Here is a 15117-nt window from a genome sequence, read left to right on the forward strand (position 1 = left end):
TCTTTGCAGGGTCAATGACCGGTCTCGCGTTTCTTGATGCGCGCAAGGCCCGGCAGCATCTCGCCTTTGATGAACTCGATGCGCTTCATCGGCGCGCCGCCGCGCGACGGGAACCGCTCGGCCCAGAGCTTCATCTTCACGGTCAGGCCGCACAGCACGGCGGCCAGCGACACGTGGTGGTCGCGCACGAAATCGCGGAAATTCTCGAAGGCATGCGGGTCGATGTCGTCCCACAGCTTCTGGGAGCGCTGGTCGAACATGTCGAAGCGGCCGACCAGGCTGGTGGAGATGTCGGTCAGATCGGACGCGATCTCGGAGATCACCCGCTGGTTGGCCGGGTCGGAGCGGACCTGGAAATTGTCCTTCAGGTCGTTCATCCAGTCGATCATGTCGGGGATCGCGCCGGTCACCTCGTCCAGCGCGTCGCGGAAATAGCTCAGGCTGAGGAACACGTCGCCGCACTCCTCCAGGAACTTCGGCACGTCTTCCAGCTCGATCTTCAGGGTGTCGGCCAGCTCCTTCAGCGCCCGCATCGCGTCCTCGCGGTTGGGCTTGCGGACCAGATCGATCAGCTCGCTGGCCTCCGAGGCGTCCTGCTGCTGGCCGTAGATCTTCATGATCAGCGGCCGGGTGAAGGAGGCCATGTATTCCGACAGCTCGGCGCGCTTCTCGGGCGACAGGTTCAGCGCCTCGGTGCCGGTGAAGTCGACATTGATGCGGCGCAGCTCGATGCGCAGGGAGAACACGTCGAAGCTCTCCAGCTCGGCCAGACGCCGCAGGATCTCCACGTCCTCCTCCAGGGCCTTGGGGTCCTGGGTGAAGAACTGCGGGATCTCGTCGATACGGATCTGGCCGCTGCCGATGCCGTCGCCGCGGAACAGCTCGAGCACGCTCTCCAGATGGGCGTTCTTGATCATCGTCGCCTTCTTCAGCCCGAGGGTCTGAAGCGGGACGTCGTGAAGCGGCAGGGCGTACAGCCGATCGACCGCGGCCTCAGAGGCGCCGAAGTCGTAGGTCTTGGGTGCGTTTGCGTCCATGTGCACAGGGTCGGCCATAAATTCCTCCAGGATCGGGAGGAACTCTAGGCCGACACTGTAAAGAACCGGTTAATACTATCGGGCCGCGGGGATCAGGCTTCGCCCCAGATATCCTTGGCGACCTCGACGATGAACCCGAGCTTCCGCCACTGCTCCTCCTCGGACAGGATGTTGCCCTCCTCGGTGGAGGCGAAGCCGCATTGCGGGCTGAGGCAGAACTGGTCGATCGGGGCGAATTTCGACGCCTCCTCGACCCGGGCATGGACGCCGTCGCGGTTCTCCAGCTCGCCGAACTTGGAGGTCACCAGGCCGAGTACGACCTTCTTCTTGCCCTTGGGCAGGAAGCGCAGCGGCTCGAAGCCGCCGGCTCGCTCGGTGTCGTATTCCAGGAAGTAGCCGTCGTAGTCCAGTTCGCCCAGCAGCATCTCCGCCACCGGCTCGTAACCGCCTTCGGAGATCCAACTCGAGCGGAAATTGCCGCGGCAGACATGGGTGGTGATCGCCATGTCCGCGGGCTTGGCCTTCAGGGCGTGGGCGATCATCCCGGCATAGGCCGATTTCAGGGCGTCGGGATCCTCGCCCCGGTCGCGCACCGCCTGACGCTCCTTCTCCGAGCACAGATAGGCCCAGACCGTGTCGTCGAACTGCAGGTAGCGGCAACCGGCGTCGTAGAAACTGCGCACCGCCTGGGCATAGGCCTCCGCGGTATCGGCGTAGAACGACTCGATATCCGGATAGACCTCCTTGGAGATCGCGTCCCGGCCGCCGCGGAAATGCAGCACCGACGGCGACGGGATCGTCATCTTCGGGGTGACCTTGGTCACGCTCTTCAGGAACTTGAAATGCTCCAGCATCGGATGGTCGGAGAAGCCGACCTTGCCGGTGACGCCGATGCTCTCCGACTTGGTCTGCACGCCGGAGAACTGGATCGCCTTCGCGCCCTGCACCAGCTCGACCCCGTCGAGTCCTGCCAGGAAATCGAAATGCCACCATGAGCGGCGGAACTCACCATCGGTGACCGCCTGCAGCCCGACCTGCTCCTGGCGGGCGACGACGTGTCGGATGCAGTCGTCCTCCACCGTCTTCAGTCCGGCCGCATCGAGCTTTCCGGCCGCGAAATCGGCCCGCGCGGTCTTCAGCTCGGCCGGGCGCAGGAGGCTGCCGACCTCGTCGGCGCGGAAGGGCGGAGTCGGCGTCGTCATGGTGTTTCCTCCATGTCGTTCTTGTCGGTTTCGACAGAGCTGATTGCTTTGCCTTTCCCTTAAGTTGTATACAGCGAGTATACGATTGCAAGAGACGATCGGGAGGAAACAGGATGGCACGCCACCTCGAACCGGACCTGAAACCGGCCTTCGAACCGGGTCTTGCAGCCGATCTTGGCGCGGACCGGTCCGGCGACGTTCCCTCTTGTTCCCCGTTCTGCGCGCCGATCCGCCTGAAACGTCCGACCCGCACCACCCATTTTGTATACAAGACACGACCGGCGGGAGCGGCCTGAGCCATGGCGACTTCGGCCCGGCGCGAGCGCGGCACCTCCCCCCGCCGGGAGCGCGGCACCTCCCAGAGCCTCAAGGCGCTGCTTGGCATCCGCGAGCTGGTGTTCTCCGGCGAGGTGGGCCCCGGTGTCCGGCTGTCCGAGGTGACCCTGTCCGGCCGCCTCGGCATTTCCCGCACGCCGATCCGCGCCGCCCTGGCCCAGCTCGACCAGGAAGGTGTGGTCGAGGCCATCCCCTCGGGTGGCTATACCGTGCGCAGCTTCACCCAGGTCGATGTCGCCGACGCGATCGAACTGCGCGGCGCGCTGGAAGGGGTGGCGGCCCGCATCGCCGCGGAACGCGGTGTCCCCGCCGCGCGACTGCAGACCATGCACAGCCTGCTCGCCGAGCTCGACCATGTGGTCGCCGACCCGAAACGGACCGACTTCGCGGTCTATATCGCGCGCAACGGGGAGTTCCACGACCTGCTGCACACGCTGTCGGGCAGCGAGACCATCCGTCGGGAGCTGGAGCGGGTGATGCGCCTGCCCTTCGCCGCCCCCAACGCCTTCATCACCGCCCAGGCAGAGATGCCGGAAATCCGCGTATCGCTTCTGGTCGCCCAGGCCCAGCATCGCGCCATCGTCAATGCGATCGAGATGCGCGAGGGTGCGCGCGCCGAGGCCATTGCCCGGGAACACGCCAGGCTCGCCCGGACCAATCTGGACGTGATGATCGAGGATACCAAACTGATCAACAAGGTTCCGGGACTGTCGCTGATCAGCGGGTGAGCGGGCGCATGCCCAGCATCATCGACAGTCCGGGGCGAATATGGTGACGTGACTGAAATCGGACGCGTTCCAGACAATACTCAAAAAAACGCAACCAGTGGGGAGGACCACGCAATGCTGAAGAAACTGCTGTCCGCCGGGCTTGTCGCCGCCGGCATGCTCGCTGTCGCCGCGCCGGCCGGCGCCCAGGACGTCACCCTGAAGCTGCACCAGCTTCTGCCGCTGAAGGCCGCCATTCCCGACAAGTTCATCAACCCGTGGATCGAGCGGGTACAGACCCAGTCCGGCGGCCGCATCAAGGTCGAGCACTATCCCTCCATGCAGCTCGGCGGCAAGCCGCCGGAGCTCGCGCAGCAGGTGACCGACGGCGCGGTCGACATCATCTGGACGGTGATGGGCTACACCCCGGGCCGCTTCCCGCGCGCCGAGGCGTTCGAGCTGCCGTTCATGGTGGCGACCGCCGAGGAGACCTCGGTCGCGTTCCAGAAATACGCCGACAAGCACATGCAGAACGACTTCCCCGGCATGCAGGTGCTCGCCGTGCACACCCACGGCCCGGGCCTGATCCACTCCAAGGCGCCGGTCAGCTCGCTTGAGGACCTCAAGGGCATGAAGCTGCGCGGCCCGACCCGGGTGATCACGGGCATGCTGGAGCAGCTCGGCGCGGTGGCGATCGGCATGCCGGTCCCGGCCGTGCCCGAGGCGGTGTCCAAGGGCGTGATCGACGGCGCGGTGATCCCGTGGGAGGTCACCCTGCCGCTGAAGATGGCCGAACTGGTCGGCAACCACACCGGCTTCGAGGGCGACCGCGGTCTGTATACCGCCACGTTCCTGTTCGCCATGAACAAGGCGCGCTACGACGCCCTGCCCGACGATCTGAAGAAGGTGATCGACGACAATTCCGGCGTCGAGGCCGCCCGCCTGGCCGGCCGGGCCATGGACGAGGTCGACAAGATCGGCATGGCCAAGGCGCAGCAGGCCGGCAACACCATCATCACCCTGGACGCGGCCGAGACCGCGCGCTGGAAGGAAGCGGCCACGCCGGTGGTCGACGGCTGGATCGCCGAGATGGACGGCAAGGGCATGGACGGCGCCGGCATGGTGATGGACGCCCGCGACCTGGTGGCCGCCGAGACCAAGTAACGGCCACACCGGCCGACCCGGACGAGGCAGGCGGTCCGGTCGCCTGCCTCTTTCCTTGGGTACCCGATGCCTGCCGAGGGGACGTGCGTGTATTCGACGATTTCCGGAGTTCTGACCGGCCTGTCGCGGCTGCTGGCGATGCTCGGCGGCATCCTGCTGCTGGCGATCACCGCGCTGGTGGTGCTCAGCGTCAGCGGCCGGGCGCTGATCTGGGCCGGGCTGGGCCCGATCCCCGGCGATTTCGAGCTGGTCGAGGCGGGCACCGCGCTGGCGGTGTTCTGCTTCCTCCCCTGGTGCCAGATGGAACGCGGCCACGTCTCGGTCGACGTCTTCGCCGACTGGCTGGGGCCGCGCGTCAACGCCGTCCTGGCGGTACTGTTCGACCTGGCGATGACCGTGGTGGCGGCCTTCATCCTGTGGCGCCTGTGGGCCGGGATGCAGGACAAGCTGCAGTACAACGAGACCACCTACATCCTGCAGTTTCCGGTGTGGTGGGGCTACGCGGTCTGCGTGCCGGTCGGCGCCGTCTTCGTGCTGGTCTGCGCCTGGACGGTGGTGCGCAGCCTGGTTGAGGCCCGGGATCCGGGCCGTGCGGCGGGGCGGGCGTGATGGACAAGCTCGAGATCGCCCTGTGGTCGTTTCCGCTCCTGCTGCTGCTGATCGGCCTGCGCATGCCGATCGGGCTGGCCATGCTGCTGCTCGGCATCGGCGGCTCGGTGCTGGTCAACGGCACCTGGCTGCCGGTGATGTCGCAGATGAAGGCGATGGCCTACGACACCTTCTCCAACTACTCCCTGGGCATCATCCCGCTGTTCCTGCTGATGGGCCAGTTCGCCACCCATGGCGGCCTGTCCAAGGCGCTGTTCGACGCGGCGGAGTCCTGGCTCGGCCACCGCAAGGGCGGGGTGGCGATGGCCGCCGTCGGCGCCTGCGGCGGGTTCGGGGCGATCTGCGGCTCCTCGCTCGCCACCGCCGCCACCATGGCCCAGGTCGCCCTGCCGGAGTTGAAGCGCTTCGGCTATTCCGGCTCGCTGTCGACCGGCGCGCTGGCCGCCGGCGGCACGCTGGGCATTCTCATCCCGCCCTCGGTCGTGCTGGTGATCTACGCCCTGCTGACCGAGCAGAACATCGCCAAACTGTTCGTCGCCGCGGTGGTGCCGGGCATCCTGGCCGCGCTAGGCTACATGCTGGCGATCGCGGTCTATGTCCGCCTGAAGCCGGACAGCGCCGGCCACCGCGACCCGGCGCCGATGGCCGAGCGGTTCCGCGCCCTGTGGCGGATCTGGCCGGTGCTGGCGGTCTTCGTGCTGGTGGTCGGCGGCATCTATCTCGGCCTGTTCACCCCGACGGAGGGGGCCGCCTTCGGCGCCGCCGGCACCGGGCTGATCGCGCTGGCCAATCGCGGGCTGACCCTGGAGAAGCTGAAGACCTCGCTGCTGCAGACCGCGACCTCGACGGCGATGATCTTCTTCATCGTGCTCGGCGCGGCGGTGTTCAACACCTTCCTGGCCTTCGCCCAGCTGCCGCAGGAGGCGGCGCAGTGGGTGACCGGCCAGGGCGTCGGCCCCTACACGGTGCTGGCGGCGATCCTGCTGCTGTATCTGGTGCTCGGCTGCTTCATGGATTCGCTGTCGATGATCCTGCTGACGGTGCCGATCTTCTTCCCGGTGGTCAGCGCGCTCGACTTCGCCATGGACCCGGAGGCCTTCGCCCTGTGGTTCGGCATCCTGGTGCTGATCGTGGTCGAGGTCGGGCTGATCACGCCGCCGGTGGGGATGAACCTGTTCGTCATCAACTCCATGGCCCGCGACGTGCCGATGGTCCAGACCTACCGCGGCACCCTGCCGTTCCTGATCAGCGACATGCTGCGGGTGGTGCTGCTGGTGCTGTTCCCGGGGATCACGCTGTTCCTGGTGGGAGTGTAGGGCCCGTATCCCCGCTCCGTTCTATGTCACTCCCCGGATTTAGTCCGGGGAGTGAGCGCGGTCGCGGCGTCAACTCCCCTACTGAGTCTTCGGCTCAGTGGTGGTTTCGTCGCGTTCGTCCCAGGCTCTCTCCAGGGCGTCGAGAGATTCCTCGAACCGGTCCTGCGCCACCTCGTAGCCCTCGGCGCTCGCCTCCTTGAGCTGCGCCCAGTCGCGCTTCACCGCCACCCAGGCCTGGTCCAGCGCCTCTTCCGTCCGCTCGCCGGCCTTGGCGGTGGCGTCGCTGGCGGCATCGACCTGACGGGCGGTCCAGTCGCCCACCTTGTCGGCCCAGTCCTTCATCGTGGCGGTCATGCTGTCGACATAGGCTTCCGCCCGGGTGTCCTCGCCCGCGCTTTGGCCCGTGCTTTGGGCCATCGTCGCGGAACCGCTGCCGGCGAGCAGCAGGCCCGCCAGGGCGAGGGGAACAAGTGTGGATCGCATCGGAACTCTCCTGACTGAACTGTGAGATCTGACCCGGACTCGGATCTGGGCACCCGCGCACCCGGTTCAAGAGATCGCTCCAGGCTGCCGCCTGGACTGCCACCCGGCATGAAGGCCCGATCCCCCGCCACCATCCTGACCGCGGAGGGCGGCAAAAATTCCGCGCGATCCCGCGCGACGGCCGCCCGGCGCTCTGCTACCGTGGTCGCAGTTCTGGATCACTTCCGGTGCCGCGATGGATCCGACCCCGCCCCCCGACCAGCCGACGCCCGCCAAGGCCGAACCCATGCGCTGGGCCGGTCACGGGCATGTGGGAGCGGCGCTGATGCAGATCGGCATCCTGATCGCGGTGAATCTGGGCCTGTGGGGCGTGGTGCTGCTGATGGCGATGAAGTTCGCCGGCGTGTTCGGGGACCCGGTCGCCGGGCAATAGGCCAGGTCGCTCCCTCACCCTTTTTCTCTCTCACCTTCTTCCGTTCACTCTCCATCTTCCCTTCCTCTCTCCATCTTCCCTTCCCGTCTTCCCGGCCTTGCGCCGGGATCGAGACATCCGCGCGCTGGAGCGTGGGAGATCGGCCTCACGCGTTCCAGCGACCCCATCCTGGGTCCCGGCGCAAGGCCGGGAAGACGTTGGGTTTGGGAAGATGCGCGGAAATGGGACGATGTGGGGGGAATGGGAAGATGTGGGGAGCCACCGCCGGCTTCGGGCGCCGGGCGCGGAGGTAAGGACCGGCCCCTACCCGCCGGAGACTCTCAGCAGGGCCGGAATGACGATCTCCTCCTCGTCCACCAGGTGGCGGTCGAGCAGGTGCCGGAACCCGGCCACCGTGTCCGCGAACGGCTCCACCCGACCCGCCGCCAGGGTCCCGGCCTGGGCCACCTGCAGCAGGGTGTTCACCTCGCCGGCGAACCCGTGCAGCCGGGCGTCCAGATCCTTGTGATCGGCCTCCAGTAGGTCGAAGCCGCGGGCCACCGACGGCTCCAGCCGGCGGAGCTGCGGAAAGTAATGCGCATCTTCGATCGAATGGTGGCCGTGCAGCTCGCCCAGCAGGGTGCTGGCGAGCCCGTAGAGCCGGGGCGCGTAGGCGTCGGGGGCGGTCTCGCCCGCAGCGGTCGCGCCGGCATCGGCGGCGATGCGGTCGAGCAGCTCGCGGAAGGCGGCGTGACGCTCCAGCCAGAACCGGGTCATGCCGCCGAAATTCGGATGCGCCGCCCAGGCCTCCTGCGGCAGGGCGTGGACCAGCACGCGCAGGGTCTCCGGCAGGGCGGTGCGGCTGCCGAGACGGAGGTCGGAGTCGTCGAACTGGTCGGCGGCTTGGTCGGCGGCTTGGTCGGCGGAGGTCATGCGGGTGCGGGGTCCGGGGTCGGTGGCAACTGTCCCCTACATAGCACTCGCGGCGCGTTATTCACCCGCCGCCGCTGCGGTTTCCGAGCGCAGCGGCAGGCGCAGGCGGAACCGCGCCCCGCCCCGCCCCGATCCGCGCCCCGGCTCCGGCAGCAGCTCCAGATCGCCGCCGAGCATGCGGGCGATGCTGCGGCTGATCGACAGGCCGAGCCCGGCGCCGGTGCGGTGACCGGGGGTCAGTTCCCGGCCGCGGGCGAACTTGGCGAAGATCCGCTCGCGGTCCTCCGCCGGGATGCCCGGCCCGTTGTCGTCCACATAGGCGAAATAGGAGCCGCCATCGATCCGGCTGCTGACGGTGACCCGGGGCTGCTCGCTGGTGTTGTACTTGATGGCGTTGGACAGGATGTTCATGAACACCTGGGCCAGCCGGTCGCCGTCGGCGCGGATCGGCGCCTGCTCGACGCAGGGGCCGTAGTCGATGGCCACCCCGGCGCTGGCCGCCATGCCGCGGCTGGTCTCCACCGCGTGCTCCAGGATGCGGGCGCCGTCGACATCGGCCAGCCGCAGGGCGAACTGGCCGCTGTCCAGATGCGAGACGTCGAGAATCTCGTCCAGCAGGCGGGACAGGCGCAGGGTCTCGTCCTGGATGATCTTCAGGTATTTGCGCGACCGCTCGGATTCCAGATCCGGGTTGTCCAGCAGGATCTCCGAGAACGACCGGATCGAGGCCATGGGCGTGCGCACCTCGTGGCTCACCTGGCTCAGGAAGTCGTCCTTCTGGGCGTCGAGCAGGCGCAGCCGCTCGTTGGCGTCCTGCAGCGCCTTGGCGGTCTGCTGCAGCTCCTGGGACTTGGCCTCAAGGCGCTGGGAATACTCGATCACCTGCTGGGTCTCGTCGACCAGCCGGATCAGCTCGTCCAGGCTGATGGTCTCGCCGGTGACCACCTGGCTGATCATCACCCGGGCCGAGGCGGCGCCGATGCCGCCGGCGAGCAGCCGTTCCAGATGGGAGATGAAGGCGGCATCCGGGCGCGGCATGTCGCCGGTCGCCCCCTGGCGCTGGGCGAATTCGGCGAAGACCCGCTGCGCCTCCTCGGCGCCGAGGATCCGCTGGGTCATGACGTAGAGGTCGTCGACCGTGGCGGAGCGGGTGATGAAACGGCCCTCGCTCTCCGCCGGATTGCGGAACACGTCGACGAACAGGGTGCCCTGCAGCCGTTCCAGCGGGTTCTGCTCGCGGATCAGCGAGACCGCCACGAACAGGACGATGTTGACGGTCATGCTCCAGAACACCGAATGCACCAGCGGGTCGTCGCCCTGGATGCCGAACAGGGCATGCGGCCGCAGCCAGCCGAGGCCCCACGGCCCGTCCACCATGAGCCCGTGGGTGACGAACCAAACGCCCTCGAAATTCGGCAGGACCAGCGTGTACATCCAGACCAGGAAGCCGGCGAACATGCCGGCCGCCGCCCCGGCCTTCGAGGCCGAGCGCCAGTACAGGCCGCCGACCATGGCCGGCAGGATCTGCGCCGCCCCGGCGAAGGCGATCAGACCCATGGCGGCGAGCGCGTCGGACTGCGCGCTGGCGACGAAATAGCCGAAGCCGAGCAGCAGCAGCAGGCCGATGCTGATCCGTCGGCTGACCAGCAGCAGCCGCTTCATGTCGCCGCTCACCGCCTGGCTCAGCACCGGCAGACGCAGCACGACGGGGATGACGATGTGGTTGGAGACCATGATCGACAGGGCGATGCAGGCGACGATCACCATGGAGGTGGCCGAGGAGAAGCCGCCGATGAAGGCGAGCAGCGCCAGCGCGTCCTGGCCCTGCGCCATGGGCAGGGTGAGCACGAACATGTCCGGATTGGCGCCCGGCGGCAGCAGGGTCAGCCCGGCGATGGCGATCGGCAGGATCGAGCAGCACATCAGGAACAGGTAGAGCGGGAACAGCCAAGAGGCGGTGCGCAGCTGCCCCTCATCGGCGTTCTCCACCACCGTCACCTGGAACTGGCGCGGCAGGCACAGGATGGCGGTGCCGGCGAGGAAGGTCATCGCCATCCAGCGCGGGCCGTAGACCGTGTCCGGGTCGATCACGATGCTCGCCCCCGGCATGGCGAAGACCTCGCCCAGCCCGCCGGCGACGCCGAAGACCACGAAGATGCCGACCGCCAGCAGGGCCACCAGCTTGACCAGCGCCTCCAGGGCGATGGCGGCCACCACCCCGTGGTGGCGCTCGTTGGCGTCGATGTTGCGGGTGCCGAACAGGATGGTGAAGGCGGCCATGCCGGCGGCGACCCAGAAGGCGGTGGAGACGTCGATCACCGCCTCGTTGCCGGCACTGCCGACCACCGAGAAGCTGATGGTCACCGCCTTGAGCTGCAACGCGATGTAGGGCGTGCTGGCGATCACGGCGATGATCGTGACCAGCACCGCCAGGGTCGTGCTCTTGCCGTAGCGCGAGGACACCAGATCGGCGACCGAGGAGATCCGGTGCACCCGGCCGATCCGCACCAGCTTGCGCAGCACGAACCACCAGCCGACGAACACCAGGGTGGGGCCCAGATAGATGGTCACGAACTCCAGCCCGTCGCGGGCCGCCGAGCCGACGGCGCCGTAGAAGGTCCAGGAGGTGCAGTAGACCGAGATCGACAGGGTGTAGATCAGCGGCGAATGGGCGAGGCCCACCCGCCCGGCGCGGGCCCGGCGGTCGCTGACGAAGGCGACGATGAACAGCAGGGCCACATAGGCCAGTGCCGTGACCAGAACGACGTTGGCGGAGAGCATCAGCCGCCCTCCCCCTCCGACTCGGGCTCCGGCGGCATCTCCTCGCGGGCGAAGGCCCGGCCGGCGCGACGCGCCACCATGCGGGTGAAGATGATCAGCCCGGCCCAGACCGCGAAGACGTAGACCACGATGGTCGGGATGCCGAACACCGAGGTCGGCTGGTTCACCACGTCCAGCATCGGCGGCATGACCAGCCAGGTGCCGAGCAGCGCCATCAGCGCCACCGCGTCACGGACCTTGGTTCTGGTGGGACGGGTTGGCATGCGCACGCCCGGGCGGGCCTCAGGCCGAAGCCAGGGTCATGACCCGCTCCACCACCTCCCGGTTGGAGAACGGCTTGGTCACGAAGGCGTCGGCGCCGAGCTCCTCGGCGGTCTTGCGGTCCTTGTCCTGGCCCTTGGCGGTCAGGATCATCACCGGCACGCCCTTCAGGTCGGGATTGCTCTTGATCCATTTCAGGACCTCGAACCCGTTCATCTTCGGCAGCATGACGTCGAGAATCACCAGGTCGGGGCGCATGGTCCCGATCTTGTCGATCACCGCCCGGCCGTCGAAGACCGCGGTCACCTCGCACCCCTCCCGACTCAAAATAAAACTCAGGGATTCGACGATATTCGGTTCGTCCTCGGCGATCAGCACATGTGCCGGCACGGTGTGTTCCTCCCCCGGGTTCACCGGTTCGTCCGGCGACGTTTTCGGTAGTGTAGCGCCGTTCCTTCCCGCACGGAACGGTTCTGAGGATGCGGTCCGACGAACGTCTTACCTGCACTCATCGGATCGAAACATAAAGGGCCGACCGTCACAGAGCCGGGCTGCGCACGATCGATTCCTCCTCGCGTTGCAGGCATTCGATCCGCGGACACAGCCGGCAGCTCGCCCCCACCCGCGCCGCCATCTCCCGCGCCGACAGGTCGAGCCCGTCGGCATAGACCGTGGCGTCGGCATGCACCGCCTCGCAGGCCAGCATGACCGAGTGCAGCACCGGCGGCTCGTGGAAAGTGGCCGGCTGCTTGGTCACGGTGCGGGCGATGAACAGGAACCGCCCCCGGTCGGGAAACTCCGCCAGCTGGCGCACCACCCGGTCCGGGGTCTGGAACGACTGGTAGATCGCCCAGAGCGGGCAGGCATGGCCGTAGCGCGGCAGCGGCAGGCCGGGCAGCGGGAATCGCTTGGTCGCGTGACCGGCCGGATTGGAGCGCAGGAAGGCGAAGGGGATCCCCTCCTCGCCGCGCCGGCGCAGGGTGATCAGCCGGTGCGCCACCTGCTCGAAGCTCGCGGCGTAGCGCTGGCGCAGCACCTCGATGTCGTAGCGGCAGGAGACGGCGTCCTCCAGGAAGCTCTCATAGGGCAGCAGCACCGCGCTGGCGGCGTAGGAGGCGAGCGCGCGGAACGCCTGGTTGCGGGCCGCCTCGCTCGACAGGCGGGGATCGTCGATCTCCCGGGCGATGGCGTCGCCCAGGGTCAGCTCCGCCGCCACCCGGGCGAGCTGGAACCGGCGGGTGGAGATCGACGCGTTGTCGAGGAACATCAGGGTCCTGGTTTCGGGATCGAACCGGCAGTGGTTGCGGAACCGCTCGCCGGTCGGCGCCTCGGCGGCGGTGCGCCCCCGGTTGACCACGCTGATGCCGTGCCGCCGGTCGAGATAGTCGATCAGCGCGCTCATCATGGTCTCGCCCTGGCGCTCGACCTCCCGGCGCAGACCCGCCGCGGCGGCCTCCAGTTCGGGGAAGTGGTTGCGCCGCTCGATGAGAAAGTCGTCCACCTCCTCCGCCGGCGTGACCGAGCGGGTGTGGGCCTCCGGCACCTGGAACACGTCGGTCAGCGCCTGGGCCACGTCGCTGAGCTTGGCGCTCTCCTCGGTCATCATGCCCTGGAAGCGCTGGCGCTGCTGCGCCGGCATGTCGTCCACGTTCTCCAGGATCTCGGAGACCGATCGCAGGGCGGTGATGTGGGTCAGCACCTGGTGGATCAGGTCGCCCAGGAACGGGTCGCGACTCAGGCGGTCCGACAGGGCCGACACCGTCTCAGCCTGATCCACGTAGGCGCGGTACAGGGCCAGCATCGACTGCGCCCAGTCCAGATGCCGGGCCACCAGATCCTGCGCCCCCTGCTCCGGCAGGCGGGCCGCCTTCAGGCGCGGATCGGCCGCCATCTCGCGCAGGTCGTCGATCACCCGGCGCTCGGTGGTGCCGGCCAGGGTCTCGGCGTCCAGATCCAGCGCGGCGGCGAGCCGGTTCAGCAGGCCGCCGGCGATGTTCCGCTTCCCGGCCTCGATCAGGTTCAGATAGGACGGCGAGATGCCGACAGCCTTGGCCAGGCCCGACTGGGTGAGCTCCATCTGCTTGCGCCGCTCGCGAATGCGGAACCCGGCGAGTTCCAAAGCCATTTCCGCCCCTCCTTTTTCCCCAGCCTGCGCGCGGTTAGGCCCGCTTTTGTCATAGATTTACTATTTTGCAGGTGCGTTGTGTCTCAAATTGACAAAATAGTCAATTCAAAACAACAACTTAGTTTGCAAATTTTCAGATACCCTCTACAGTCGTATTGCCGCAGTCCAGGCTTGCGACGGCCATCGCGCCATCGGAAGCCACCCTCAAGATCGAACTGTGATCGAACGCGACGCGGCAGGGACGAAGACCGAACGGGAGGAACCAATGACCGTCTTCGATAAGGGCGTCTCACGCCGCTCGCTGATGAAGGGGGGCGTGGCACTGACAGCCGGCCTCGCCGCTCCGCACTTCTTCACCAAAAGCGCCTATGCGTATCTGAACGAGCCGACGGGCGGCACCGTCACCCTCGGCTTCAACGTGCCGCAGACCGGCGCCTATGCCGACGAGGGTGCGGACGAACTCCGCGCCTACCAGCTCGCCGTCAAGCACATCAACGGCGAAGGTGACGGCGGCATGCTGAACACCTTCTCGTCCAAGGCCCTGAAGGGCAACGGCATCCTCGGCAAGAAGGTCGAGTATGTGACGGGCGACACCCAGACCAAGTCCGACGCCGCCCGCGCGTCCGCCAAGCGGATGATCGAGAAGGACGGCGTGGTGATGGTGACCGGCGGCTCGTCCTCCGGCGTGGCCATCGCGGTGCAGTCGCTGTGCCAGGAAGCCGGCATCATCTTCATGGCCGGTCTGACGCACTCCAACGACACCACCGGCAAGGACCGCCGTGCCAACGGCTTCCGCCACTTCTTCAACGCCTATCAGTCCGGCGCCGCGCTGGCCCCGGTGCTCGAGGCCAATTACGGCAAGGACCGCAAGGCCTACCACCTGACGGCCGACTACACCTGGGGCTGGACCCAGGAGGAGTCGATCGCCGACGCCACCGAGGCCCTCGGCTGGCAGACCGTGGAGAAGGTCCGCACGCCGCTCGGCGCCGGTGACTTCTCGCAGTACATCACGCCGGTTCTGAACTCCGGCGCCGACGTGCTGATCCTGAACCACTACGGCAAGGACATGGTCAACTCGCTGACCCAGGCCGTGCAGTTCGGCCTGCGCGACAAGCAGGTCAACGGCAAGGACTTCGCCATCGTCGTCCCGCTCTACAGCCGCCTGATGGCGCAGGGTGCCGGCGAGAACGTGAAGGGGATCTTCGGGTCGACCAACTGGCACTGGTCGCTGAGCGACGCGGGCTCCCAGGCCTTCGTGAAGTCGTTCGGCGCCGAGTACGGCTTCCCGCCGTCCCAGGCCGCGCATACCTGCTACGTTCAGGCGCTGCTCTACGCCGATGCGGCCGAGCGGGCCGGCACCTTCGCTCCCTGCGAGCTCGGCAAGGCCCTGGAGGGCTTCGAGTTCGACGGCATGGGCAACGGTCCGACCCTGTACCGCGCGGAAGACCACCAGTGCTTCAAGAAGGTGCTGGTCGTGAAGGGTAAGGACAACCCGTCCTCGCAGTTCGACCTTCTGGAAGTCGTCCAGGAAGTCCCGCGGGAGCAGGTCACCTACGATGCGAACATTCCGCAGTTCGCCGGCAGCCTCGGCAGCTGCAACAACGGCGCCTGATCGGGACCGGCATCTGGGTTCAAGACTGCACCGAGATGCGCTGACACAACGGGGGCTCCCGCCAGGGAGCCCCCGACTTGCCGGTTCGGACCCCTCTCGACCCATGGTCGAACAGCTCCGCGCACGGCATACTTTTTAG

Annotated in this window: 14 protein-coding genes; 6 read left to right on the plus strand and 8 right to left on the minus strand. The window is 67.5% G+C overall.

Annotated features, from left to right (window positions below; translation table 11 throughout):
• Window positions 1-11: 11 nt before the first annotated feature.
• Together BLS34_RS15090 and BLS34_RS15095 are read right to left on the minus strand one after the other, a co-directional pair.
• Complete coding sequence (locus tag BLS34_RS15090; RefSeq protein WP_028794371.1) at window positions 12-1055, minus strand: hypothetical protein; 1044 nt, start codon at window positions 1053-1055, stop codon at window positions 12-14.
• A 74-nt stretch (window positions 1056-1129) separates the two neighbouring features.
• Window positions 1130-2239 carry a 5-methyltetrahydropteroyltriglutamate--homocysteine S-methyltransferase gene (locus BLS34_RS15095; protein ID WP_028794370.1) on the minus strand — a complete coding sequence of 370 codons (1110 nt, stop codon included), beginning with the start codon at window positions 2237-2239 and terminating at the stop codon, window positions 1130-1132.
• 299 nt (window positions 2240-2538) lie between these two features.
• Here BLS34_RS15095 and BLS34_RS15100 point away from each other — a divergent pair, with 299 nt between their 5' ends.
• The 4 genes from BLS34_RS15100 to BLS34_RS15115 all read left to right on the plus strand — a co-directional run bounded on the left by BLS34_RS15100 (window position 2539) and on the right by BLS34_RS15115 (window position 6371).
• Entirely contained in the window at window positions 2539-3303 is a 765-nt protein-coding gene (locus tag BLS34_RS15100) for a GntR family transcriptional regulator (protein WP_093151504.1), read from the plus strand.
• Between the two features lie 114 nt (window positions 3304-3417).
• Entirely contained in the window at window positions 3418-4446 is a 1029-nt protein-coding gene (locus BLS34_RS15105) for a TRAP transporter substrate-binding protein (RefSeq protein ID WP_093151507.1), read from the plus strand.
• 87 nt (window positions 4447-4533) lie between these two features.
• On the plus strand, window positions 4534-5055 hold the full coding sequence (locus tag BLS34_RS15110) for a TRAP transporter small permease (protein WP_028794367.1): 522 nt from the start codon (window positions 4534-4536) through the stop codon (window positions 5053-5055).
• Window positions 5055-6371 carry a TRAP transporter large permease gene (locus BLS34_RS15115; protein WP_093151509.1) on the plus strand — a complete coding sequence of 439 codons (1317 nt, stop codon included), beginning with the start codon at window positions 5055-5057 and terminating at the stop codon, window positions 6369-6371. The genes BLS34_RS15110 and BLS34_RS15115 overlap by 1 nt, the downstream gene beginning before the upstream one ends.
• A gap of 78 nt (window positions 6372-6449) precedes the next feature.
• Here the strand turns inward: BLS34_RS15115 and BLS34_RS15120 are convergent, their stop codons facing one another.
• Complete coding sequence (locus BLS34_RS15120) at window positions 6450-6854, minus strand: hypothetical protein (protein ID WP_093151512.1); 405 nt, start codon at window positions 6852-6854, stop codon at window positions 6450-6452.
• A gap of 235 nt (window positions 6855-7089) precedes the next feature.
• On the opposite strand from BLS34_RS15120, the gene BLS34_RS15125 reads away from it, so the two are divergent.
• Window positions 7090-7287, plus strand: coding sequence for a hypothetical protein (locus BLS34_RS15125; protein ID WP_028794364.1), 198 nt, complete (start codon window positions 7090-7092; stop codon window positions 7285-7287).
• A 303-nt stretch (window positions 7288-7590) separates the two neighbouring features.
• Here BLS34_RS15125 and BLS34_RS15130 read toward each other — a convergent pair whose 3' ends face one another.
• The 5 genes from BLS34_RS15130 to BLS34_RS15150 all read right to left on the minus strand — a co-directional run bounded on the left by BLS34_RS15130 (window position 7591) and on the right by BLS34_RS15150 (window position 13366).
• Complete coding sequence (locus tag BLS34_RS15130; protein WP_093151514.1) at window positions 7591-8199, minus strand: hemerythrin domain-containing protein; 609 nt, start codon at window positions 8197-8199, stop codon at window positions 7591-7593.
• Between the two features lie 57 nt (window positions 8200-8256).
• Window positions 8257-10980 carry an ATP-binding protein gene (locus tag BLS34_RS15135; RefSeq protein WP_028794363.1) on the minus strand — a complete coding sequence of 908 codons (2724 nt, stop codon included), beginning with the start codon at window positions 10978-10980 and terminating at the stop codon, window positions 8257-8259.
• Window positions 10980-11243: a hypothetical protein gene (locus tag BLS34_RS15140; RefSeq protein ID WP_038014030.1), complete on the minus strand. Its 264-nt coding sequence runs from the start codon at window positions 11241-11243 to the stop codon at window positions 10980-10982. The genes BLS34_RS15135 and BLS34_RS15140 overlap by 1 nt, the downstream gene beginning before the upstream one ends.
• A 19-nt stretch (window positions 11244-11262) precedes the next feature.
• Window positions 11263-11631 carry a response regulator transcription factor gene (locus tag BLS34_RS15145; RefSeq protein ID WP_028794362.1) on the minus strand — a complete coding sequence of 123 codons (369 nt, stop codon included), beginning with the start codon at window positions 11629-11631 and terminating at the stop codon, window positions 11263-11265.
• Between the two features lie 148 nt (window positions 11632-11779).
• Window positions 11780-13366 (minus strand): helix-turn-helix domain-containing protein, encoded by a 1587-nt coding sequence (locus BLS34_RS15150; protein ID WP_093151516.1) that lies wholly within the window; start codon window positions 13364-13366, stop codon window positions 11780-11782.
• A 265-nt stretch (window positions 13367-13631) separates the two neighbouring features.
• On the opposite strand from BLS34_RS15150, the gene BLS34_RS15155 reads away from it, so the two are divergent.
• On the plus strand, window positions 13632-14978 hold the full coding sequence (locus tag BLS34_RS15155) for a substrate-binding protein (protein WP_028794360.1): 1347 nt from the start codon (window positions 13632-13634) through the stop codon (window positions 14976-14978).
• The last annotated feature ends 139 nt before the right edge of the window (window positions 14979-15117 follow it).

Origin of the sequence: Thalassobaculum litoreum DSM 18839 (genome assembly GCF_900102465.1) — a bacterium.
Lineage (GTDB): Bacteria > Pseudomonadota > Alphaproteobacteria > Thalassobaculales > Thalassobaculaceae > Thalassobaculum > Thalassobaculum litoreum.